This window comes from Paraburkholderia tropica, assembly GCF_914484835.1.
Taxonomy (GTDB): domain Bacteria; phylum Pseudomonadota; class Gammaproteobacteria; order Burkholderiales; family Burkholderiaceae; genus Paraburkholderia; species Paraburkholderia tropica_A.
Window position 1 is genome coordinate 38532 of record NZ_CAJZAR010000072.1, and the last position, 23565, is coordinate 62096.

The window sequence follows — 23565 nt, forward strand, 5'->3', positions numbered from 1 at the left end:
CGCACGAAATCCGCATGTCGCTTCACGAAGATCACGCCGCGCTCGCCAACACCACGCTGCGCAACGCCGCGCAACCCGAATGGGCCGCGAAGCTCGAACTCGGTTTCGAGCTTCAAAAGACGTCGCGCACGGCGCTCACGCATCGTCTGCATGTGGGGCCGCTGCGCGTGCAACGTCCGCTCTATCCCGAAGGCGATGCGATCTGCCACGCGGTGATCGTGCATCCGCCAGCAGGCATCGCGGGCGGCGACCGGCTCGATATCGACGTGAACGTCGGCGACGGCGCGCACGCCGTGATCACCACGCCGGGCGCGACCAAGTGGTACAAGTCGAACGGCCGCGTCGCGCGCCAGCGCATCAAGGTGCATGTCGGCGACGGCGCGAAGCTCGACTGGCTGCCGCAGAACAATCTCGTCTTCGATGACGCGCACGCCGAGCAGGACTTCGCGCTCACGCTCGGCGCGGGCGCGACGGCCATCGGCTGGGACGCGACGCAACTGGGCCGCCAGGCGGCGGGCGAGCGCTGGTCGGCGGGCATGCTGCGCGCGCTCACGCGCGTCGTGCGCACGGCCACGCCCGACGCGGAAGAACAACTGCTCTGGTTCGAGCGCGCGCTGATCGACGCTGCCGATCCGTTGCGCGACGCGCCGCAAGGTCTCGCGGGTTTTCCGGCGTTCGGCGTGCTGTGGGCGATCGGCCCCGCGTGCACCGACGCGCTCGCGCAGGATCTCGCCGCCACGCTGCCCTTCGACGACACGCTGCGCTCGGGCGCGAGCTGCGTCGCGCCGGGCGTGCTGCTCGTGCGCGTGGTAAGCCGCTCGATGGAGCCGCTGCAAGCCACGCTCGCGCAATGCTGGACGCAGCTGCGCCCGTTCGTGCACGGCGTGAAGGCCGCGCCGCTGCGTCTCTGGACGACCTGAGCCGCATACTCGTCGCACCATCCTGGCGCGCACTCGCGCGCCTGCGCACAATCTCGCGCCATCGATACGCCAATGCGGTGCACAAAGACCGCATGAATGGTGCATCCACGCTGTCCCCTTCATTGGCACACACCTTGCTGTGAGCTTGCATCGAATCGTGCGCGCCGCGCGCGAGGCAGCAAGCTGTCCGTAACGTGGCTCCCGTAAGCTGAACGCACGCTCCACGCCAGCCGACTTGCCCCAACCGAACCAGAACGATGAAGCTCACGCCACGCGAGAAAGACAAGCTCCTGATCTTCACCGCCGCGCTGCTCGCCGAACGGCGCCGCGCGCGCGGCCTCAAGCTCAACTACCCGGAAGCCGTGGCGTTCATCAGCGCCGCGCTGATGGAAGCCGCCCGCGACGGCAAGACCGTCGCCGAGGTCATGCACTACGGCACCACGCTGCTCACGCGCGACGACGTGATGGACGGCGTGCCCGAGATGATCCCCGATATCCAGGTCGAAGCGACCTTCCCCGACGGCACCAAGCTCGTCACCGTCCACCATCCGATTCCCTGAAGGACGCGCCCATGATCCCCGGCGAAATGCTGATCGACGACGGCGAAATCGAACTCAACGCGGGCCGCGAAACGGTCAGCGTGACGGTCGCGAACACGGGCGACCGCCCGGTGCAGATCGGCTCGCACTACCACTTCTACGAAGTCAACGAAGCGCTCACGTTCGACCGCGAAGCCACACGCGGCTTCCGCCTGAACATCGCGGCGGGCACGGCCGTGCGTTTCGAGCCCGGCCAGGAGCGCACCGTCGAACTCGTCGCGCTCGCGGGCGAGCGCGCGGTCTACGGCTTCAACGGCAAGGTGATGGGCCCGCTCTGACGCGGCGCGCCTCACGACGCCTCGAATTCATCAGGAATCCGATATGACATTGAAGATCGGCCGCCGCGCCTACGCGGAGATGTTCGGCCCCACGACCGGCGACCGCGTGCGTCTCGCCGACACCGAACTGCTCATCGAGATCGAGCGCGACTACACCGTCTATGGCGACGAAGTGAAGTTCGGCGGCGGCAAGGTGATCCGCGACGGCATGGGCCAGTCGCAGCGCCTGCACGCCGAAGTCGCCGACACGGTCGTGACCAACGCCGTGATCATCGATCACTGGGGCATCGTGAAGGCCGACATCGGCATCAAGGACGGCCGCGTCTGGCGCATCGGCAAGGCGGGCAATCCCGACGTGCAGCCGGGCGTGACGATTCCGATCGGCGCTTCGACCGAAGTGATCGCGGGCGAAGGCCAGATCGTCACGGCGGGCGGCATCGACACGCACATCCACTTCATCAGCCCGCAGCAGATCGACGAAGCGCTCGCGAGCGGCGTGACGACGATGCTGGGCGGCGGCACCGGCCCCGCGACGGGCACCAACGCCACCACCTGCACGCCGGGCCCGTGGCACATGGAACGCATGCTCCAGGCCGCCGACGGCTGGCCGATCAACCTCGGCTTTCTCGGCAAGGGCAACGTGAGCCTGCCCGCGCCCGCCGAGGAACAGATCGCGGCCGGCGCGATCGGCCTGAAGCTGCACGAGGACTGGGGCTCGACGCCCGCGGCCATCGACAACTGCCTGAGCGTGGCCGACGACACCGACACCCAGGTGGCGATCCACACCGACACGCTCAACGAATCGGGCTTCGTGGAAGCGACCGTGGGCGCGTTCAAGGGCCGCACGATCCACACGTATCACACCGAAGGCGCGGGCGGCGGCCACGCGCCCGACATCATCAAGGTCTGCGGCGAAGCGAACGTGCTGCCCTCCTCGACCAATCCCACGCGCCCGTACACCGTCAACACGCTCGACGAACACCTCGACATGCTGATGGTCTGCCATCACCTCGATCCGTCGATTGCCGAAGATATCGCGTTCGCCGAATCGCGCATCCGTCGCGAAACCATCGCCGCCGAAGACATCCTGCACGATCTCGGCGCGCTGTCGATGCTTTCTTCGGATTCCCAGGCAATGGGCCGCGTGGGCGAAGTCATCATCCGCACGTGGCAGACCGCGCACAAGATGAAGGTGCAGCGCGGCGCGCTGCCCCAAGACAACGCGCGCAACGACAACTTCCGCGTCAAGCGCTACGTGGCGAAGTACACGATCAATCCGGCGCTCACGCACGGCATCTCGCACGAAGTGGGTTCGATCGAGCCGGGCAAATGGGCCGACCTGGTTTTCTGGGACCCGGCGTTCTTCGGCATCAAGCCTTCGCTGATTCTCAAGGGCGGCATGATCGCGCTCGCGCAGATGGGCGACCCGAATGCGTCGATTCCGACGCCCCAGCCGGTGCATTATCGCGAGATGTTCGGCACGCGCGGACGCGCGCTCACGCAGACCTCGCTGACCTTCGTTTCGCAACTCTCGCTCGACAAAGGCATCGTCGATCGTTATGGTCTGCAAAAGCGCGTGGTCGCGGTGCGCAACTGCCGGAGCGTGACGAAGGCCGACATGATCCACAATGCATGGCAGCCGTCGATCAGCGTCGATCCCGAAACCTACCAGGTGGTCGCGGACAGCCAGTTGCTCACCTGCGAACCCGCCACGGTGCTGCCGATGGCGCAGCGGTATTTTCTGTTCTGATCTGTTCGGGTTACGCGAACAGATACGACGAAGTTTGAAGTATTACTATGCGCACGATCGACAAACGACTCAACGCGAAGCTCGCACCGGTACTGGTCAAGCGCGCGCCCACCCTCACGCTCGCCTACGACGAGCGCTGCAAGAGCCGCCTCGCAGCCAGGCTCGACACGGGCGAGGACGTGGGCGTGGTGCTGCCGCGCGGCACGGTGCTGCGCGACGGTGACATGCTGGTCGCCGACGACGGCGGCCTCGTGCGCGTGATCGCGGCGGCGCAGAACGTGCTGCGCGTGCGCGCGCACGACCGCCTCACGCTCACGCGCGCGGCGTACCACCTGGGCAATCGCCATACGCCCGTGGAAGTGGGCGTCGACGAACTGAAGCTCGAAGCCGATCCCGTGCTCGAAGACATGCTCAAGCGCCTCGGCGCGCAGGTCGAGCGCGCGGAACTGCCGTTCCAGCCCGAGTCGGGCGCGTATGGCGGCGGTCATCGGCATGGTCACGACGCGACCTTCGCCGAAGACTACGCGCTCGCGCAGCGCGTGTATGGCGAGCATCACGGGCACGATCATGCACACGATCATGGTCATGATCACGGCCACGCTCATGCGCACGATCACGCGCACGATCACAGCCATGATCACGGCGACGATCACAATCATGATCACAACCACGATCACGAATGCGGCCACGACCACGGTCATTGCGACGGCCACGCGCACGACCACAGCCATGAACATCGCTGAACTCACCGCGCTGCTGCATCTTGCGTCGCCGGCGCTGCCGATCGGCGCGTTCAGCTATTCGCAGGGCCTCGAAGCGGCCATCGACGCCAAGCTCGTCGAGACCGCCGACGACGCCGCGCACTGGATCGCCCACGGCCTCGCCAACGTACTCGCGCCCGGCGAACTGCCGTTCCTCGCGCATCAGCTCGAACGCTGGCGCGCACACGACGACGATGCAACTCAAGCGCTGATCGACGCCAACGCCGAATTCATCGCGAGCCGTGAATCGGCGGAACTGCGCCGCGAGACCGCGCAGATGGGCTGGTCGCTGCGCCAGCTCTGTGCGCAGCTCGAATGGGGCGACGCCGCGCGCCGCGCCACGCTCGAGCGCATGACGCCCGTCGCGCAACCCACGGCGTTCGCCTTCGCGGCCTACGCGCACGAGGCGTCCACGGATGCGACGCTCGCCGCCTACGCGTTCAGCTGGGTCGAGAACCAGACCGCCGCCGCGCTCAAGGCGGTGCCGCTCGGTCAGGTCGCGGGACAGCGCATCGTCGTCGCGCTGCGGCCCGCGATCGCCGACGCCGTGGCTCGCGCGCTCGCCACGCCGCCCGACTCGCTCAACACGTTCGCACCGCAGCTCGGCATTCTGAGCGCGCGCCATGAATCGCAATACTCGCGGCTGTTCCGTTCCTGAGCGCCGCGCTTTACGTTACTTCGCGTTAGCCACTCACCCATGAATTCGCCCAATACTTCGTCCAATAAGCGCACCAAGAAACTGCCGCCGCTGCGCGTCGGCGTCGGCGGCCCGGTTGGCTCCGGCAAGACCACGCTGCTCGAAATGCTTTGCAAGGCGATGCGCGAGCGCTACGACCTCGTCGCCATCACCAACGACATCTACACGAAGGAAGATCAGCGCCTGCTGACCGTCGCGGGCGCCCTGCCCGCCGAGCGCATCATGGGCGTGGAAACGGGCGGCTGCCCGCACACGGCGATCCGCGAGGATGCGTCGATCAACCTCGAAGCCGTCGACCAGATGCTCACGCGCTTTCCCGATGCGGACATCGTCTTCATCGAGTCGGGCGGCGACAATCTCGCGGCCACCTTCAGCCCGGAGCTGTCCGACCTGACGATCTACGTGATCGACGTGGCGGGCGGCGAGAAGATCCCGCGCAAGGGCGGCCCCGGCATCACGAAGTCGGATCTGCTGGTGATCAACAAGACCGATCTCGCGCCGCTCGTGGGCGCGAACCTCGACATCATGGCCTCCGACGCGCAGAAAATGCGCGGCGAGCGGCCGTTCGTGATGTGCAATCTGAAGGCGCTCGACGGCCTCGATCAGGTGATCGGATTCATCGAGAAGAAGGGATTGCTGCTGGGTTGAACGCTCGGCTCACGATGCGTGCCGAGCGGCGCGCGTCGTGAGAACGTCGTTCAGATTCAGAGATCGAGCGTCGTGGCCGAGGCGCGTTCGGGCAACAGCGTCGTGAGCACGTCGACCGTGCGCGCGGTCGCGCCGCGATGGCGCGATGCGAAGGCCGCCGCCGCCGCGCCCATCGTCACGCGGCGCGATTTGTCCTCGAAGAGTTCGCGCAAGGCGCGCGCGAGATCGGCCGGGTCCTGCACTTGCAGCGCCGCGCCCGCCGCCACGGCGTCGGCGGTGGCCTGCGTGAAATTGAACACGTGCGGGCCGATCAGCACCGGCGTACCCACCGCGCAGGCTTCGATCAGATTCTGCCCGCCCAGCGGCAGCAAACTCCCGCCGATAAACGCGACATCGGCGGCCGCGTAATACGCGCCCATCTCGCCCATCGAATCGCCGAGCAGCACGTTCACGTCCTGCGGCAAGGCGCTTACATCCGCGTGCGCGGTGCTCGTGGACGCCGGCGCCCACTGCGAGCGCCGTTCGAGCTTCAGATTCTTGCGCGTGACCAGCGCGGCCACTTCGTCGAAACGCTGCGGATGACGCGGCACGAGAATGAGCAAGGCGTCGGGCACGTTGAGCGCCGCGAACGCTTGCAGCACGAGTTCTTCTTCGCCCTCGCGCGTGCTCGCCGCCACCCAGACGGGACGCGCGCCGATCGCACGATGCCAGTCGCGGCCGCGCGCGATGAGCGCGGGCGGGCTCGCCATATCGAACTTCAGGTTGCCGAGCACGGCCACGTTGCGCGCGCCGAGCGCGGTGAGGCGTTCGGCATCCGCCGGACTCTGCGCGAGCACGCGCGTGATGCCGCCGAACACCTCGCGCGCGCCTGCGCCGAACTTCGCCGCGCGCTTGAACGAACGGGCTGACATGCGCGCGTTCGTGAGCACGAGCGGCACGTCGGCGCGCTTGCATTCGTCGATGAGCGTGGGCCACACCTCGGTTTCCATCACGAGGCCGAGCGACGGCCGCCACGTGCGCAGAAAACGCCGCACCGCGTGCGGCATGTCGTACGGCAGATAGCAGCGCAGCACGCGCTCGCCGAACAGCTGCTCGCCTTGCGCGCGCCCGCCCGGCGTCATGTGCGTGAGCAGGATGCGCGCGTCGGGGCGCGCCGCCAGCAGCGCGTCGATGAGCGGCTGCGCCGCGCGCGTCTCGCCGACCGAGACCGCATGCACCCAGATCAGCGGCGTGTCGTCTTCGGGCAGGCGTCCGGCCGCATAGCCGAAGCGCTCGCACACGTGTTCGCGATAGCCGCGCTCGCGCCGCGAGCGGATGAACAGGCGCAGCACCGCGAGCGGCGCGATCAGCCACCAGGCCGCGCGATAAACCGCCCTCAGCATCGGGCCTCCGCGATCGCAGCCACTGCGCGGACGAACGCGCGAGGCGCGGCGGCGGCGCGGACAACCCGCGCGCCCGAGTCCCTGCTCGAATCGAAGATCAAACCAGTTCCTTACCCTTGAGACGTTCGAGAATGCCGAGCGGCGCCCACTCCGGGTGCACCATGCCCTTCGCCGGCAGGAAGAAGGTCTGTTCCATCATGAACTGGCCGGACATCACCGCGTGCGAAGTGTGATCGGAGAAACACACCCAGACGCTGCCCGGCGGAAAGTTGATGGTCTGCTGCGGGCTCGACTTCTGATAGTCGAGATCGGCCTTCATGCCGTCGTGCAGATTGAGCATCAGATGGTCGTACTCGCTGCGCGGCGACTTGGTGATGTGCAGCAGATTCTGCAGCCACGCCGAGCCCGGAAACTGCGGCTTGATGTTCGGCAGGAAGCGCTTCGCCATGTCCTCGAACGGCTCGCCGACGCGCCACACGCGCGGCACGCCGTTCGGGTTCACGTTGGTGAAGACGCGCAGAATGCGCTCGCCGTAGTTCGGACGCGACGGAAACGCATCGACGTGCAGACGCGCATCGTCCTTGCGCCACGAGGTCTCGCGCGTTTCCACCTGATGCAGACGCAGGCTCGTGGGCGCCACGCGCAGCTTGCCCGTGTACTCGGGAAAGAGACCGTCGACGAGCGAGCGCGCGCACGCCTGATAACGCGCGATCAGCGCGCGCACGGCCGACTGCGTGACGGTGTCGCCGAGCACGCCGTGCAGCGCGCCGCCGTTCGGATCGAGGCTGATGTTCTTGCGCTTCGGGTCGGCGATGGCCGGATCGAGCAGCGCGCGCTCGCCGCCTTCGATCGCGAATTCGAGCTTCGGAAAGTACAGCACCTTGCCCTGCTCGACGGCATCGAGCAGCGTCTCTCGCGGCATCGCGAGACCTTTGCCCTGCCAGTCGGCGGAAGTAATTTCGATGATCTGGGATTCTTTCATGGTCGCCCCTGCAAGCGATTGGATCTGGTTGCCCGGCCTGTGCGTCGCGCGCGCGGCGTGCGTGATATCGGCGAGATCGGCGAAATCGACGACATCCGCGACGCTCACGGCCCGGCCCGAAGTGGCGCGCGGCGGGCGTTGCCTTGCCGCACGCGCCGCTCCTTATACCCCGCGGGCCGCACGGCGCGCTTTGATGCGACGCAGTCTGTCAGAGATTGCCTGTCGAGCCCGTCGCCCGTCCGGCGCCTCGCGCCGTCACAGCAGCCCGAAGCCGGCCAGCGCGGCCTTGACCTGCGCGAGCGTGGGCGGCTGCCCCGCAGTGCCGAGATTGACGACGTTCGGCGACCAATAGCCGCCGGTGCGCCAGGCGGTCGCGAAATTGTACAACTCGACGGTCGGCCGCTTCAGCGCCGCCGCGATGTGCACGAGACCCGTGTCCACGCCGACCGTGGCCGCCGCTCCGTCGATCAGGCCGACCACGGCGGGCAGCGAGAGCTTCGGCGGCACGATGGCCGCCTCGCCGAACTCGCGCGCGAGGCGCTCGCTGGTCGCGCGCTCGGCGTCGCTGCCCCAGGGCAGCACGAGCGACGCGCCACGGCGCACCAGCGCCTGGCCAAGCTCGATCCAGTGGGCGTCCGGCCACTGCTTGTCGGCGCGCGAGGTCGCGTGCACGAACACCACGTACGGCACCGGCAGATTCAGGCCGACGCCCGCGAGCGCCTGCGCGGCGCGGTAGGTGTCGAGGCCGAAGTCGATCTCGTCGGTGGGCTGCGGTGCGGGTAGTTCAAGCGCCGCCGCGACCAGCTGGCGCGTGCGCTCGACCACGTGCGTGCGCGGCTCGATGCGGATCGAGCGGTCGTAAAAGAAGCGCACCGGCCATTCATAGCCCGCGCCGTCCGTGCGATTGCCGAGCCCGACGAGCGGCCCGCGCGCCCAGCTCGCGACCCACGCGGTCTTGATGAGGCCCTGGCAGTCGATCACGAGGTCGTACTTTTCGGCGGCGAGCGCGCGGCGGAACGCGCCGATCTCGCGCCAGTTGGCGCCCGAGAGCAGGCGCTTGCGCCAGCGCCGCAGCGAGAACGGGATCGGGCGGCGCACGCCCTGCACGAGCTCGACGAGCGACTGAAAGCTTTCTTCGACGAGCCAGTCAATCTGCGCGTCGGGATACCGCCGCCGGATATCGGCGATGGCGGGCATGTTGTGGACGACGTCGCCAAGCGACGACACGCGCACGATGAGGATCTTTTGCACGCTCAAGGCAGGAAGGGCGGACAGGTTGAAAGGTCCGCAATTTTAGCGCGCCCGAGGCGTTGGGCGAGAGCTGGCGTGAATTGGGGGGGGAAAGTGCGTGTTTTCCGAGGGGTGTGGTGGGAGGGATGGGTTGTGGTGCCAGATCGGCGTGGTGATTGAGGCGCGGTGGCCCTTGCGCGCCTCGATGCTTGTCACGGCGCTATTTCGACGGTTCTTAGCCAGGCTTCAAGCGGGGGCTTTCCGGGGCTGGAAAAGCGAATCCGCGTCCAGTCGGGGCCCTTTTGTCGCGTAGGGCCAGCCGCCCGGTGTGCGGCGGGCTACCTTCTGAAAAGCAGCCGCTCCCCCAGAGAGAGCGGCTGACGCCAGCCCAAGCCGCCCGTATTAACAACGGGCTACCTGGGCGGTAATGCGGGACTCACCGCATTGGCGTCGGAGAATCGATAGAACGCCTCATGAACGCATCAATTTCCGGATTCATCGCCCGCGCGATCATGCCGTTCGAGTAATCGGAAACATGATCGCCGTAGCTGTACAGGAATTTACCGTCACGGCTAATCGGGCAAACCCCTGTGTCGATGTCACACAGGATGGGCGTCGGATCAAAGATCAGGATTTCAGGACGGAGGCGATGCACGTTGGCCAGCATCGCACGGTAACTGGCCGACTCTTGCATGTGGCTCGCGTAGCTGATCACGCACGGATCGACCTGACTACCACGCACAAATTTCGTGACGGGACGACCGATAGCGGTGTGCGCGAACTGCCGTTCCATGCATTGCTTCGGGTCAGGAAGAGTCGGGTTGTCAACGATCAACATAACGCGCTTGCCAGCGCGCTCGAGCTTCTCGATGTCATCTACCAAGAGTTTCTCGGCTGCGTTCGGATCAATTGTCGACGATCCCACAGGCACCAGTTGCTGAGCCAGCACTCGGGCAGCAGCAACGATGGCCACGCCCTTAACATGCGGATCCTCGATGATCGACTGCATTGCAAGCTCGGAGGCATGCAAACACTCTTCGGGCGTCCCGCCCCCGTTTGGCGCGGCCGTTTCATAGGCCGTGGTCGGGACGCAACCCGGACGCGTCATCAGCCTCCACCGGTTCCCCGGCGTGGAGTTCCGGATGAATCCCCAGGACATGACGTCTGCTTTGCTGTCACCCCACATGACGAATGCGGGCGGATCGCGGCTATCCGTTGCACATGCAAGAAGCTTCTGGCTTGCCGGAATAGGTCCGCACTCGGATCCGGCAAACTGGTGCCCATCGCCTTCGCTTGCGGTGGCGGGATCAGGAATTTGCGCAACCCGATCGCCGCCGGGCAAATGTTTCGCATATTGCGCGCTAACACCGGTGCCGGCGATGCACAGCAAAATTGCGCACGGAAGCGCGATGCTCGCGCCGCGTGGCATCTTGAACCTGATGGGATTCTCGATCAAAGCGTACGTCGCCCATGCCAGTAAGACGCTCAAGACGACAAGCGTGATGCGCACATGGAGATCGGGCGTATCTTTGGCCAGCACCGTGCTGAAAGCGAGCAACGGCCAATGCCAGAGATACAGGGGATAACTGATCTTTCCCAGCCAGACTGCGGGTCGCAGCGAAAGAATAAATCGGTTGATCAGTGCGTCCTTCCCCGCTGCAATGATGAGGGTGGCGCCTGCGACCGGGAGCGCGGCCCACCAACCCGGAAACACGCGGGATTCATTGATGAAGACCACAGAAAAAGCAATGAGCGCCGCGCCAATCAGCGAGGCCAGCGATCGCGCCTGATGCAATCCTGACGGTCGGCAGCAGGCAAGGATGCTTCCAGCCATCAGCTCCCAGAATCGCGAAGCCGGCGAGTAAAAATCGGCCGCGGGATGATTTTTCGAAAGGACAACATTGATGACGAAGGAGATGACAAAAAGCGCAGAGGCGATCTCGAGCACGCGGCGCTTTTTGTGCGCCATCGCGAGAAGCAGCGGCCACACGATGTAGAACTGCTCCTCGACGCCAAGCGACCACAAATGCAGCAACGGCTTGAATGCGGCGGAGCGATCAAAATATCCGGTATCCGCCCACAAGCGCAGGTTTGCGACAAACAGGGCCCCCGCAACAACATCGCCCGCCAGTTTGCGTAGCTCGTCTGGAAACAGAATGAACCATCCCGCTACGCAGACAAAGGCCAGCACCGTAATCAGCGCAGGAAATATCCGCCGTACTCTTCGCTCGTAAAATGCCGCAATGCTGAATCGGTCGCTCTTGATCTCGTCGAGCAGGATTCTCGTGATGAGGAATCCCGATATCACGAAGAAAATATCGACGCCAACAAACCCGCCGGGCACCAGCTTTGGAAAAGCATGGAACAGTACGACCGACAGTACTGCGACTGCTCGCAAGCCATCAATATCCGAGCGATATGCGTTCGGGACGCGGTCATGGCTCCCCGCGTGGGTAGCGTCTCTCATAGGTCAGCCTGCATTCTCGGCGCACGATTCGCAACGGATTGAGCGGATGCGCCTTTCTTGTATGAGTAAGAAAAAGCAATATATTACACGCCCTTTCCTCTCCGACATCACGCGTCGCATGAACACCGTTGCAGCACTTCGGATCGGCAGTCGGTCCGTGGGGCAGGCAAGTCGGGCGGGGACAGATTTCCAATACGGCCGCCACCCGCGCACCTCAGCGCACACCGACGGGCCGATCACAGCGGATGTATTGATCGAGCGAACTCCTGCTCACGCCAAAGTGGACGAAAAGACGATGAGCACGAAGGTGAGTGAAGACACCAGACGATCGACTGCGAGGCGCCAGAGCGCGCTGGTGCCGGGGATCACTCAAGGCAACACGGCAGTTGCAGAGGCTAGGCGAGCCTACGATCTATGGCCCTCTGAAGTCGAGAGCAGGGTCGAAGACGGCAGGCCCGGCATGGAGAACACCATGTGCGCAAATGCGCAGGATGTGAAGGAGTAGCACGAGCGACCGATCAAGGCGCTGATCGAGCCATGTTGGCGGTCTTGACTATGCCGAACGTGCGCTCGTCGACCGTTACGTGCCGCGTCTGGACTGATTGCGATGGCTGGAGAACGCTGACGCTGGTGATCGACAGCCATACGTGGGAACTGCCTCGCTGGCATCTGTCGCGTAGAGCGGTAAGGCCGGCAGCGCCTCGATAGTGCCGGAGCATGCTCCGATTGCCCGGTTCGGGCTGGCGCGGGCAGTGCCGAAGCCGCTCCTGCCAAGGAGCGACAACGGGTCGGTCTTCTCGAGCCGAAACTACACGGTCTCAGATCGTAGCTATGTTCTGCGCCATCACTCCGAAGCAGCAGGCATCCGGCGAGACATACCGCTGCGTTGCCAAGACTCGGCGAAGTCGATCGAAGCGCGCTGGCTCCGACTTCAAGCTGAGGCACTCGTGGGATTGACACGCGGGCGCAACATGGCACTCCGCAGCATCCGTTGAGCGGGCCGCTCGAAATAGCGATAGCAGATCGCCCCACATCCGAATACGACAATAACGTAGGCGGCGAAAAGCGACCTCGATCGACAGTCAATGTGAATGCCCAGCGCCATGGCGATCGTAACGGTCGTGAGTATCAAGGGGAAATGCAGCATATAGACGGAATAGGTCAACTCCCCGGCGCGCTGCACCCACCTGGTTATCGGCAATTGTGGAATCGGCAAGCAAACAAACGCGAGCACGACTGGCGGAATGCAGATCACCATCCGGAAGTAGCCACTCGGCGGCCAAAAAGATCGGCACCACGTCAACGCCCCGTAGTACGCGAACAGCCCGGCAGCGGCAACAAGCGTGAGCCTGTACTTCACCAGCCATCGGTGGACAATGCAGGCACATCCGCCGAAAAAGAATAGCGCGAAACACTGCAGAAATTTATTGTTCGGCCAGAACTCGATGAACGCGACAGAGCATGCCAGCGCAACGACCAAAGCCGCGCAACCTGATTGCTTGATATATTTGCAGATCACAAAGAACGAGATATACGCAAATACCTCAACAGATACGCTCCAGGTTACGCCGTTGAACGAGGTATGGTAGGGCTGCTGAATGTTGCCGAGCATCAGCAGGTGCTGGAGAAAATGAAACGGCGTATTTTCGACGTAGGTAAAAAAACTGCCGGTCATCGAGTGGTAGCCCAACTGGACAGTTGCGATGTAAAGCAGCGTCACAATGTGCAGCGGGTATAGCCGGGTAAAGCGCAGCACGAAGAATTCGCGTGCACCAAGTCCTTCTTTCAGCGACTGCTGATATCGCCAGAAAAAAATAAATCCGCTAATGCACCAGAAGTATTGGACAGCAAAAAAACCACGATCATAGAACGCGCCTACTTCCGAATAGAACGGCAACTGATCATGCGGGATGGTGTCGGGCTGACCACCGACATAAGCAAAGACGTGGTAATGAAACAAGAGCACCGAGACAGAGCATAAAAATCGCAAAATCTCAAGGTTGGCAAGTTTATGTTGTGGCGCGTTAGTCATTCAATCCAACTCTGTTCGGAAGGCGGCGACATGTTACACCGCCTCCGCACTCTGTACAGAATTGCGCCATCAGAACGTGCGTTGCGTGCGCGGCGAGCGGCCCTGTGACACCTGCGCTCACGCCCGCTCATTCAGGAATAGTATCGATCGGGCAAGCCGAAGCAGTTGTAACTGACCTTCGCTCCGTCTGGAGCGCCAAGCAGCAAATTCGCTTTATTTTCGACGTGCATGCCGGTCGGCATTGCAACCCTGACGCCTATTAATCAGGAGGCGCCCTATGGCGGCGACGAACCGAGGAAGAGAAAGTGCATGAATTTGCAGATCAGGGCGAGAATGCGATTTACTGCGATGGCCGGACGACACGCTTCGCACAACGGATTGCGAAAGGATTGATGGCCGTTTGCCTGACTTGAACACCAGCGTCTCTGCTACGGTTTCGGCCAGCTTCGGGCCGCCGCCCCATTGATCGGGCCGTTCGTCGAGAACGGCGGACAAACCAGCGCAGCGCCCAACTCGGCAACCGCGCCAGTCACCCATCCGTTGCGGCGTCACCCACCGCAACGGACATCAACGAAACAATCAAAACGGCAACTTCGCATCCGGCTTCTCAGCCAGAATCACGCGCTTGAAATCCGCCTGGATACGCGCAAGCGCCGCATCGTTATCGGCCTCAAAACGCATCACCACCACCGGCGTAGTATTCGACGAACGCGCGAGCCCAAACCCATCCGGATACTCCACACGCAGACCGTCGATCTTGATCACCTCATCGGCGCCCGTGAATTTCGCGTTCTCCTGCAGCTTCGCGATCAACGCGAAATTCTCGCCTTCCTCGAGCTTCAACTGCAGCTCCGGCGTCGCATGCGAGTTCGGCAGATCGTTGAGCAGCTTGCTCGGATCGGCCACGCGCGCGAGGATTTCAAGCAGACGCGCGCCCGTATACAAACCGTCGTCGAAACCATACCAGCGGTCCTTGAAGAACACGTGGCCGCTCATTTCGCCCGCCAGCGGCGCGCCGGTTTCGCGCAGCTTCGCCTTCACGAGCGAGTGGCCCGTCTTCCACATCAGCGGCTCGCCGCCCTTCTCCTTCACCCACTTCGCCAGGTTGCGCGTGCACTTGACGTCGTAAATGATCTGCTTGCCCGGGTTGCGCGACAGCACTTCCTCGGCGAACAGCATGAGCTGACGATCCGGATAGATGATCTCGCCATCCTTCGTGACCACGCCCAGACGGTCGCCGTCGCCGTCGAACGCGAAGCCCACTTCGGCGTCGGTTTCCTTGAGCGCGCGGATCACGTCCTGGAGGTTTTCCGGGTGCGCCGGGTCCGGGTGGTGATTCGGGAACGTGCCGTCGATTTCGGTGAACAGTTCGACCAGTTCGCAGCCGAGCGCCTTGAACAGACGCGGCGCGAGACCGCCCGCCACGCCGTTGCCGGTATCGACGACGATCTTCAGCGGACGCGCGAGCTTGATGTCGCCGACGATGCGGTCGATATATTCATCGCGAATATCGTAATCGGCATAGGTACCCGCGCCGGTTTCGAAACGCTGGTCGACGATGCGCTGATAGAGCGCCTGGATCTGGTCGCCGTAGATGGCCTTGCCGCGCAGGACCATCTTGAAGCCGTTGTAGTCGGGCGGGTTGTGGCTGCCCGTCACGACGATGCACGAGTCGATGCTGCGTTCGCCCGTGGCGAGCTTGAGCGGCACGCTGGCTGCGAAGTAGCCGACCGGCGTGGGCACCATGCCCACGTTGACGACGTCAACGCCCGCCGAGCGCAGGCCGTCGGCGAGCGCGGCGGACAGGTCAGGGCCCGAAAGGCGGCCGTCGCGCGCGATCACCACCGCGTCGCCGCCCTGCGCACGCACCTCGCTGCCGAAGGCCTGGCCGATGGCGCGTGCCGTGTCGGTGTCGAGCGTCTTGCCGATCACGCCACGAATGTCGTAGGCCTTGAAAATCGATTGAGAAATCATGATGAGGCTCACCGTGCGATGGAAAGTCGGGGGCTTATTCGTAACACGTTTCTGCGGGGTGCCGCGACCCTGCGTTACGAAAAGTCGGAACCGTTACAAACTATAATTGCCGTTTTTCGGCGTCCGCCGAAGGTTATGCACCCATTTTAATGCCTCGCCGTTTCCTCCTGACGACAAAATCCGCGCCGGGTCTGGCGCCTCGCGCCAGCAAGCGGCGTTCCCAGCCTTGCCGGCATGCCTTGGGCCGCCAGCGTCGCCAGGACGGTCCGGCATGCTGAGCCTCAAGCGCCACGCGAACCCCGACGTCACGCGCGCGTTCGCCAACATCGTCTGGCTCGGTCTCGAACGCGTCACGCAGATCGCCGTCGCCATCGCCATCAGCGGCGTGCTCGCCCGCTATTTCGGTCCCGACGTGTTTGGCAAATGGCAGTACGCCAATACGCTGCTGCTCGTGCTCTCGCCCATCACCTGGGTCTGCGGCGCCGAAATTCTCGTGCCGACAATCGTCAACAAACCGCGCGAGGAAGTCGGCACGGTGCTCGGCAGCGCGTTTGCGCTGCGCATCGGCGTCTCGGCGGCGGCGCTCGTCGTCACGTGGATCGGCATCGGGCTCGGCGCGACCGATCCGATGGTCGGCGCGATGCTCGCCGGGCTCGCCGTCACCATGCTGTTTCGCGAGCCCTTCGTCGGCGTGATCAACGCGTGGCTGCAGAGCATGACGTACAGCAAGCCACAGCTTATCGCGAGCATGAGCACGGCGATCGTCAAGGCGCTGCTCGTGTTCCTGCTCGCGCGCGCCGCCTTCGCGCCCGCCACGTTCGGCTGGCTCTGGGCGCTCGAATCGGCGGCGATCGGCGCGGCGCTGGTGCTCTATTTCCGCAGGCGTCACGGCGGCAAGCTCGGCTGGCACGTCGACCGCGCACTCTTCAAGCATTTCGCGACGGCGGGCACGGTGTTCTGGCTCGGCCTGATCTGCATGTATCTGTTCCTGAAGCTCGACCGGCTGATGCTCGAACGCACGATTTCGTTCGCCGATCTCGGCCGCTATTCGGCCGCGCAGCAGCTCAACGAAAACTGGATCACGCTCGCGCTGATGCTCTCGCAGACCATCGCGCCCGCCTTCGTCTACCGCGTGCAGCAAGCCGCGCAGCTGCGCCGCAACCTCGTGCGCCTGTTCGCGATGACGGGCGTCATCATGATCGCGGGCGCGCTGGTGCTCGACGCGCTCGCGGGCTTCATCATCCATCGCGTGTTCGGCCCGGATTACGCGGGCGCCGTGAATATTTTCCGCTGGGCCGTGTGGCTCTCGGTGCCCGCGGGCATCGAGGCGATCGGCAACCTCGTGGTACTCAAATATCAGGCGAAGTTCGTGCTGCTCGCCAAGTGGCTGCTCGCGCTCGCGGTGGCGTTCGCCGTGAATCTCGTGGCGATTCCGCGCCTCGGCGCTTACGGCGCGCTCGTCGGGCTCGCGTGCGGCTACCTCGCGGCGGCCTGCGTGAACTTCTATTACATCCGCTTCAAACTGTCCTGAACCTCGCTTCCGAAGCCCGCCTCATGACGCAATCCCCCGCCGCCGCGCGCGCACGCACCGGCGCTCTCGCCGATGTCGCCGTGCTGATGCCCGCCTACAACGGTCAGGCCGATGTCGACCGCACGCTCGCCTCGTTCGAGGAAGACGCACCGATCTATGCGCTCGTCATCGACGACGGCAGCACGCCGCCCATCGTCGCGCCGAACGTGCCCGGCATGGAGATCGAAGTATTTCGCATGCCAAAAAACGGCGGTATCGAACGTGCCTTGCAGGCGGGCGTCGAGGCGCTGGCCGCGCGCGGCTTTCGCTATGCGGCGCGCATCGACGCGGGCGATCTGGCCGCGCCGCAGCGACTCGCGAAACAGCGCGCGCGCATGGAAGCCGAGCCCAGGCTCGCCGCGCTCGGCACGTGGACGCAGGTCGTGAACCGCGCGGGCGAGCCGCTTTTCATGCTGCGCCCGCCCGCCGACGCGCGTGCGCTGCGCCGCACGCGCATGCTGCGTTCGCCGCTCGTGCATCCTTCGGTGATGCTGCGCATCGACGCGGTGCTCGCCGTGGGCAACTATCGCGTGCAATATCCGGCCGCCGAGGATCTCGATCTGTTCCTGCGTCTGATGGAGCGCTACGACTGCGCGAATCTGCCCGAGCTCGGGCTCTATTACGAGCTCAACGAAGGTGGCATCAGCGCGACCAAACGGCGTCGGCAGATCGTGTCGACCTTGCGTTTGCAGGCGCGCTATCTGAACGTGCTGAACTGGCGCGACTGGGCCGGGCTCGCCAAAAATACGCTGCATCTCGTCACGCCTTACAGACTGCTTTATCTGCTGAAGACGCGCCTCGTCGGCAAGCGATAACGTCGGCGTCAAGGTCCGGGCCAACGCAAAAAGTCCCTCGCGGCGGTGTGCGCCGACGCACAAACGTTCGTCCGCCCCTCGTCCAGAATAGGCCGTTCGCATTCGGACGTTATCGGACGACGCATCAAGCGTCTGTGCAGCGGCGCAGTCATAGCGCCGCGCAGGTCCGTGCGCGTTACGAGTCCGTCACGGCGCGCTTGAGCGCAGCCAAAGTGGCGCACCGAATGCACGCACCGGACCACACCATGACCGCCAAGCCCAGTCTGAAACGCAGTGCCCTGTTCAACCTGATCGGCAGTCTTCTGCCCATGATCATTGCGTTGGCAACCACCCCGCTCTATCTGCACGACATCGGCGCGGCGCGTTACGGCGTCCTCGCGATCGTCTGGATGATTCAGGGCTATTTCGGCTTTCTCGACATGGGGCTGTCGTCGGCGACGGCCAATCGCATCGCCCAGCTCGCCGACGCCACGCATCAGGAGCGCGAATCCGTGCTGTGGACGGCGCTGATTCTCAACGTCGCGCTCGGCGTGGCGAGCGGCGCGGTGCTGTTCGTGGCGATGCGTCTGCTGCTGCCGTACTTCAATCTCGGCGAGGCGCTGCGGGCCGAATTGCAGCCCGCGCTGCCTTTCATCGCGTGCCTGATGCCGCTCGCGAACCTGATCGGCGTGCTCAGCGGCTCCCTCTCCGCGCGCGAGCGCTTCGGCATTCTCACGCTGGTGCAGATTCCGGTCACGCTGATGTATCAGCTCACGCCGCTGATCGTCGCGTACGTGATGGGTCCGCGCCTGAACTACATCGTGTACGGCACGCTCGGCGCCGGAATCGGCACGCTGTGCCTCTATGCGTGCGTGGTGTGGCGCGTCTTTCCGCTGCGCTTCGCCGCCGGTCCGCGCCGCGCACTGATTCCTAAACTGTTTTCGTTCGGCGCGTGGATGAGTGTGCAGAACCTGACCTCCGCGCTCCACGAAACCGCCGACCGCATCATGATCGGCCACATGCTCGGGCCGCAGGCCGTCGCGTACTATCAGGTGCCGTTCAACCTCGCCGTGCGCGTGCGCTTCCTGCCGAACGTGATCGCGCGCACGCTGTTTCCGCGCCTCTCGTCGCTCGAAATCACCAGCGCCACCGCGCTTTCGGCGACCACGCTGCGCGGCTTCCTGGCCGCGCTCACGCCGATGATCGTGTTCGGCATGTTCCTCATGCAGCCGTTTCTTGCGCTGTGGGTCGGGCAGGATTTCGCCGCGCGCTCGGACTCGGTCGGCGAAACGATTCTCGTGGGCGCATGGTTCAACTGTCTCGCGCTGATCGCGGGCTGCCATTTGCAGGCGACGGGCCGGCCCGGCATCGTCGCGCGTCTGCTGATCTACGAACTCGCGCCGTTCTTCGCGTTCCTCTGGTGGGCGATGAACCACTTCGGTGTGCTCGGCGCCGCGCTCGCCTGGAGCGCGCGCTGCGTGATCGACGGCTTCCTGCTCTATCGCGCCGCGCGGCTCGAAATCCGGCCGCTGCGCATGCTGATCGCGCCGACGACGATCATCGGCACCGCGTATGTGAGCACGCTGGTGCTGACGCCGCTGAGCGTGCCGTCCATCGCGATGTGGATCGGCTCGACCGGCGCGGCGCTCGCATGGAGCGCACGTGCGCAGCCGTCGCTGTTCACGCGCACGCTCGGCCTCTTCGCATCGATGCGAAGCCGCTGGGCGTGAGCGCGCGCAGTGAAGATGACAATCAAACGCGTGGCCTGAACGGCCCACAAAAACAAGCGCGATAAAAAAGCGCGATGCGGTGACATCCCGCATCGCGCTCGTCGAATGCCACGGCATCCGCGTTGGTTTATTCGCCTGGCAGACTGTCGGCGTCGATCGCGCGAAGCTGATTGGCGATTTTCTTTTTCGCGCGCAGCGTGAGGTCGATTTCGCGCCAGATCTGCCGCGCGAGGCCCGGACGCTTCGGACGCGTCACCATCGTCGTTCGCTCGTTCTGGATGCTCGACAGGCTCAGGTCGGTCGGATGTTTGACGACACTGGAAAAATAAAAATTGCCGATCTGAACGTTATTGCGGACGTGCGTGAAATCGTCGATGACGAAGATATCGCGCTCCATCAAACTCAGGACTTCCTTCGCGAACGACGCGGAAATCACATAGCCGACCGTGCGATAGAGATGGCCGAGATCGCCGTCGTGAACCTTGAAAACCGGCGGAATCTCGCAGCAGATGGTGCCGCCCACGCGCTCGAAACTGCGCAGCAGGCCGTCCATGCCGCCCAGATGCAGATAGCCGTCGAAGCGGCCCATCTTCTCCATGATCTGACGAATGCTCGCGCCGGCATCGGCGTCGAGAATCACGTCGTCTTCGAGAATCAGCGCGTGCGTTTCGCCCGAGTTCAGCAGCGCCTCATAGGCTTTTTTATGGCTCAGCGCGCAGCCCAGTTCCGAGGGCGTGATGAGCCGGTTTCTGAAGCTCAGATAGTGCTGGATCGCCGAAAAATATTCCTTCGCATTGAGCTCGGGACCGTAGACCGCATCGATCACGCTCACCTTGAAGCGCTCGTTTTCGAGCATCGACGCCAGCTTCCGGTTGCCTTCCGACTGACTGCCTTTTAACGAAATAACGAACACCTGCATTGGTCGCTCCCTGGATGCAAGACCGTTCCGCATGAACACGCGTGGACACGGAATTTTTACAGTTTGCAGGGATAACTCCAATGAAAAGGGCGCGGCGGATGCGGGGTTTACCTCATAACGCATTGCACAAGACGCCCGCAATCGGGGCGCGCTAGAGCCAGCCGAGCAGCGTCGGCAGCAACACCGGCACGACGAACGCGGTGAACACCCCATTGAGCCCCATACCCAGGCCCGCGAACGCGCCCATTTCCTCGCTGACCTGAAACGCGCGCGCGGTGCCGATGCCGTGCGACGCCACGCCGATCGCGAAGCCGCGCACCTCGGTCTCGCGCACGCGCAGCAGGTTGAGGATCCAGCGCGCCGTCACGGCGCCGAACACGCCCGTCGAAATCACGAGCACGGCCGTAAGCGAGGGAATGCCGCCGACCTTGTCGGCGACCGCCATCGCGATGGGCGTGGTCGCCGACTTGGGCGCGATCGACGCGAGCGTCTGATGCGTCGCGCCGAACAGCTTCGCGACACCGACCGCCGAGACGATCGCCGTCAGCGAACCCGCAACGAGACCGCCGAGCAGCGGCAACGCCGTGCGCCGCAGCTTGCCCCATTGCCGATAGAGCGGCAGCGCGAGCGCGACCGTCGCGGGCCCGAGCAGGAAATGCACGAACTGCGCGCCTTCGAAATAGGTGCGATACGGCGTATCGGTGATCTTGAGCGCCACGACGACGATCGCCACCGCGATCAGCACCGGATTGGCGAGCGGATTGTGCTTCGCGCGCGCGTAGACGTTCAGCGCGATCAGATACGCGACCAGCGTCAGCGTGAGGCCAAGCAGCGGCGAGGCGGCGAGGTAGACCCAGATGGCGTCGAGTTTCGCGATCGGCAAAGACGTATTCATGCTGCGCGCTCCCCGCCGCTATCGCCGCCCCTATCGCCGCCCATCGCGCCGCGACGCTGACGGCGCAGCAGCGCGCGCGTGACGAGCGCGGTCACGGCGATGCCGAGCGTCGTGCTCACGACGAGGCTCGCGATCACCGCGAACGCCTCGCCGCGCACGGCCTGCGCCGACACCATGATGCCGACGCCCGCCGGAATGAACAGCAGCGAAAGATGGCGCAACAGTTCGAGCGCGGTGGGCTCGATGGCTTCGGCGGCGGCGGGCCGCATCATCGCGAAAGCGAACAGCAGCAGCATGCCGATCACGGGACCGGGCACGGGCAGCGAGAACACGTAGGAAACGCTCTCGCCGAGACACTGGAAGATCAGGAGGGCGGCAAGGGAACGGAGCATGGCGGAAGAGATCGGCGCGGTTGTCTGCGCAGTTGTCTGAATGGTTTGAATGGGTCTGGACCCGGCAAGGTCCGGCGCGCGGTGCAAGGCCGTGCGGCGCCCGCGCGCTGGCCTGGAGTGTAGCCCACGCGTTCGCGGCCTGCATCCTCGCGCCCATCGCGCCCATCGCGCCCGTCGCGCCCGTCGCACCCATCGCACCCATCGCACCCATCGCACCTATTGCGCCCGTCGCGTCCTTGATGTCGCTGCGACACACCCGCCGCGAGCCGGTGACGCCCACCGCCTCGGCTAAAATGTGGCCCCTTGCCGGGCGAGCGCCCGGCCCTCCCTCATCGACGCACTCGACGATCCGGCCTTCGTGAATTCCTCCGCTGCTCCCGCCGCCCAATCCTCGCCCGCCCGCCGCCTGCCACTGCATGTGGCGCTCGTCTGCAACACCGCCTGGGCGATCTACACCTATCGCCGCGGCCTGCTGCGCGCGCTCAACGAAGCCGGCGCGCAGGTCACGGTGATCGCGCCGCGCGACCGCACCTTCGAACCGCTCGAAGCGATGGGCTGCCGCTGCGTCGACCTGCCCGTGGCCTCGAAAGGCACGAATCCGCTCGACGATCTGCGCACCCTGCTCGCACTGCGCCGCCACTACCGCGCGCTCCAGCCCGACGTCGTGTTCCACTACACGATCAAGCCGAACATCTACGGCTCGGTGGCGGCGTGGCTCGCGCGCGTGCCGTCGGTGGCGGTCACCACGGGGCTCGGCTACGTCTTCATCCAGAAAAGCCGCGCCGCGCAGGTCGCGAAGCGGCTCTATCGCTTCGCGTTCCGCTTTCCGCGCGAAGTCTGGTTCCTCAATCGCGACGACGAAACCGCCTTCCGCGAGCAGAATCTGCTCGTCCATCCCGAGCGAGCGCGCCTGCTGCACGGCGAAGGCGTCGATCTCGACGATTTCGCGTTCACGCCGCTGCCCGAGCGCGGCGAGTTTTCGTTCGTGCTGATCGGCCGCCTGCTCTGGGACAAGGGCGTGGGCGAATACGTCGAGGCCGCGCGCTCGCTGCGCGCGCGCTATCCGCAGGCGCGCTTTTGCCTGCTGGGGCCGGTCGGCGTCGACAACCCGAGCGCGATCACGCGCGACGAAGTGGCAGCATGGGAACGCGAAGGCGTGATCACGTATCTGGGCGAAACCGCCGACGTCCGACCCTATATCGCCGACGCCGATTGCGTGGTCCTGCCCTCCTATCGCGAAGGCGTGCCGCGCACGCTGATGGAAGCGAGCGCGATGGGCCGTCCGATCGTGGCGACCGACGTGCCCGGCTGCCGCGAAGTGGTCGCCGACGGCGAAAACGGCCTGCTCTGCGCGGCGCGCGACGCGGCTTCGCTTGCGCAGGCGATGGCGCGCGTGCTCGATATGTCCCCATCGGAGCGAAAAAAAATGGCCGAGTGCGGACGGAAAAAAATTGCGAAAGAATTCGACGAACGCGTTGTGGTACAACGCTACCGGGAATTGATCCGGGAGTTGACCGGATTGACGTTTTGAACGCATTCAGACGA

General features: G+C 64.6%; 21 protein-coding genes. 12 read left to right on the top strand and 9 right to left on the bottom strand.

What is annotated here, in order from left to right; translation table 11 throughout:
* Positions 1–14: 14 nt before the first annotated feature.
* The 7 genes from LDO54_RS27695 to ureG all read left to right on the top strand — a co-directional run bounded on the left by LDO54_RS27695 (position 15) and on the right by ureG (position 5653).
* Positions 15–920, top strand: coding sequence for an urease accessory protein UreD (locus LDO54_RS27695; protein ID WP_224013993.1), 906 nt, complete (start codon positions 15–17; stop codon positions 918–920).
* A 257-nt stretch (positions 921–1177) separates the two neighbouring features.
* A complete protein-coding gene (gene ureA, locus LDO54_RS27700) occupies positions 1178–1480 on the top strand; it encodes an urease subunit gamma (RefSeq protein WP_065057295.1) in 303 nt (100 codons plus the stop codon).
* Between the two features lie 11 nt (positions 1481–1491).
* Positions 1492–1797, top strand: a complete 306-nt coding sequence (locus LDO54_RS27705) for an urease subunit beta (protein WP_224014002.1) — start codon at positions 1492–1494, stop codon at positions 1795–1797.
* 43 nt (positions 1798–1840) lie between these two features.
* A complete protein-coding gene (gene ureC, locus LDO54_RS27710; RefSeq protein WP_224014004.1) occupies positions 1841–3547 on the top strand; it encodes an urease subunit alpha in 1707 nt (568 codons plus the stop codon).
* A gap of 47 nt (positions 3548–3594) precedes the next feature.
* Positions 3595–4290: an urease accessory protein UreE gene (gene ureE, locus LDO54_RS27715; protein WP_224014005.1), complete on the top strand. Its 696-nt coding sequence runs from the start codon at positions 3595–3597 to the stop codon at positions 4288–4290.
* The gene (locus LDO54_RS27720; RefSeq protein ID WP_224014079.1) at positions 4277–4966 is read left to right on the top strand and encodes an urease accessory protein UreF; all 690 of its coding nucleotides are present in this window, start codon (positions 4277–4279) and stop codon (positions 4964–4966) included. Before ureE ends, LDO54_RS27720 begins: the two co-directional genes overlap by 14 nt.
* 39 nt (positions 4967–5005) lie before the next feature.
* Positions 5006–5653 (top strand): urease accessory protein UreG, encoded by a 648-nt coding sequence (gene ureG / locus LDO54_RS27725; protein ID WP_224014007.1) that lies wholly within the window; start codon positions 5006–5008, stop codon positions 5651–5653.
* A 56-nt stretch (positions 5654–5709) separates the two neighbouring features.
* On the opposite strand, the gene waaA is transcribed toward ureG, so the two are convergent.
* From waaA to LDO54_RS27745, 4 genes are all read right to left on the bottom strand, one after another.
* Positions 5710–7035, bottom strand: a complete 1326-nt coding sequence (gene waaA / locus LDO54_RS27730) for a lipid IV(A) 3-deoxy-D-manno-octulosonic acid transferase (protein ID WP_224014009.1) — start codon at positions 7033–7035, stop codon at positions 5710–5712.
* A 97-nt stretch (positions 7036–7132) separates the two neighbouring features.
* Positions 7133–8017 (bottom strand): Kdo hydroxylase family protein, encoded by an 885-nt coding sequence (locus tag LDO54_RS27735; protein WP_224014011.1) that lies wholly within the window; start codon positions 8015–8017, stop codon positions 7133–7135.
* Positions 8018–8272: 255 nt separating this feature from the next.
* Positions 8273–9268: a lipopolysaccharide heptosyltransferase I gene (gene waaC, locus LDO54_RS27740; protein WP_224014013.1), complete on the bottom strand. Its 996-nt coding sequence runs from the start codon at positions 9266–9268 to the stop codon at positions 8273–8275.
* A gap of 415 nt (positions 9269–9683) precedes the next feature.
* Positions 9684–11714 (bottom strand): acyltransferase family protein, encoded by a 2031-nt coding sequence (locus LDO54_RS27745; protein WP_224014015.1) that lies wholly within the window; start codon positions 11712–11714, stop codon positions 9684–9686.
* 61 nt (positions 11715–11775) lie between these two features.
* On the opposite strand from LDO54_RS27745, the gene LDO54_RS39310 reads away from it, so the two are divergent.
* Positions 11776–12219, top strand: a complete 444-nt coding sequence (locus LDO54_RS39310) for a hypothetical protein (protein WP_436975702.1) — start codon at positions 11776–11778, stop codon at positions 12217–12219.
* A gap of 426 nt (positions 12220–12645) precedes the next feature.
* Here LDO54_RS39310 and LDO54_RS27755 read toward each other — a convergent pair whose 3' ends face one another.
* Positions 12646–13746 (bottom strand): acyltransferase family protein, encoded by a 1101-nt coding sequence (locus LDO54_RS27755; RefSeq protein WP_224014016.1) that lies wholly within the window; start codon positions 13744–13746, stop codon positions 12646–12648.
* A 579-nt stretch (positions 13747–14325) separates the two neighbouring features.
* Positions 14326–15720, bottom strand: a complete 1395-nt coding sequence (locus LDO54_RS27760; protein ID WP_224014018.1) for a phosphomannomutase/phosphoglucomutase — start codon at positions 15718–15720, stop codon at positions 14326–14328.
* Between the two features lie 271 nt (positions 15721–15991).
* Here LDO54_RS27760 and LDO54_RS27765 point away from each other — a divergent pair, with 271 nt between their 5' ends.
* The 3 genes from LDO54_RS27765 (at position 15992) to LDO54_RS27775 (ending at position 19814) form a co-directional block, all read left to right on the top strand.
* Positions 15992–17251 (top strand): oligosaccharide flippase family protein, encoded by a 1260-nt coding sequence (locus LDO54_RS27765; RefSeq protein ID WP_224014020.1) that lies wholly within the window; start codon positions 15992–15994, stop codon positions 17249–17251.
* 23 nt (positions 17252–17274) lie between these two features.
* Entirely contained in the window at positions 17275–18105 is an 831-nt protein-coding gene (locus LDO54_RS27770; RefSeq protein WP_224014022.1) for a glycosyltransferase, read from the top strand.
* A 245-nt stretch (positions 18106–18350) separates the two neighbouring features.
* The gene (locus LDO54_RS27775; protein ID WP_224014023.1) at positions 18351–19814 is read left to right on the top strand and encodes a flippase; all 1464 of its coding nucleotides are present in this window, start codon (positions 18351–18353) and stop codon (positions 19812–19814) included.
* A 127-nt stretch (positions 19815–19941) separates the two neighbouring features.
* Here LDO54_RS27775 and LDO54_RS27780 read toward each other — a convergent pair whose 3' ends face one another.
* The 3 genes from LDO54_RS27780 to LDO54_RS27790 form a co-directional block, all read right to left on the bottom strand.
* On the bottom strand, positions 19942–20733 hold the full coding sequence (locus LDO54_RS27780; RefSeq protein WP_224014025.1) for a glycosyltransferase family 25 protein: 792 nt from the start codon (positions 20731–20733) through the stop codon (positions 19942–19944).
* 151 nt (positions 20734–20884) lie between these two features.
* On the bottom strand, positions 20885–21628 hold the full coding sequence (locus LDO54_RS27785; RefSeq protein ID WP_224014026.1) for an LrgB family protein: 744 nt from the start codon (positions 21626–21628) through the stop codon (positions 20885–20887).
* Positions 21625–22020: a CidA/LrgA family protein gene (locus LDO54_RS27790; protein WP_224014028.1), complete on the bottom strand. Its 396-nt coding sequence runs from the start codon at positions 22018–22020 to the stop codon at positions 21625–21627. The genes LDO54_RS27785 and LDO54_RS27790 overlap by 4 nt, the downstream gene beginning before the upstream one ends.
* Before the next feature lie 358 nt (positions 22021–22378).
* On the opposite strand from LDO54_RS27790, the gene LDO54_RS27795 reads away from it, so the two are divergent.
* The gene (locus tag LDO54_RS27795; RefSeq protein WP_224014030.1) at positions 22379–23551 is read left to right on the top strand and encodes a glycosyltransferase family 4 protein; all 1173 of its coding nucleotides are present in this window, start codon (positions 22379–22381) and stop codon (positions 23549–23551) included.
* Positions 23552–23565 lie beyond the last annotated feature (14 nt).